The sequence below is a fragment of the Shewanella electrica genome, from assembly GCF_022321485.1.
Taxonomy (GTDB): Bacteria; Pseudomonadota; Gammaproteobacteria; order Enterobacterales; family Shewanellaceae; genus Shewanella; species Shewanella electrica.
In genome coordinates, this window is record NZ_JAKOGG010000659.1 from 1 (window position 1) to 244 (window position 244).

Sequence of the window (244 nt, forward strand, 5' to 3'; positions counted from 1 at the left end):
TTTCTAAGGTACGGCTCGCACGCTGCAAGCAGCCTTTTTTCTTCTTCAATAGACAATACTCTTTGTTGTTGATTATTCAATGTTAAAAGACCTGCTCTCGATACTGGATTTTTACCATAAAACTTCTCCCATCTATCGGCAAGATTGAATAAGTATCTGAATACCTCAAGCTCACGGTTTACTGTAGCTGGAGCTACCTTCTTGAGCCTTGTAGATTTGTATGAATCTATATCTTGAGGTTTAA

Annotated in this window: 1 protein-coding gene; it reads right to left on the reverse strand. The window is 38.1% G+C overall.

Annotated features, from left to right (window positions below; translation table 11 throughout):
- On the reverse strand, nucleotides 1-244 hold a 244-nt coding region (locus L9G74_RS21735; protein ID WP_238898952.1), incomplete at both ends, for a site-specific integrase.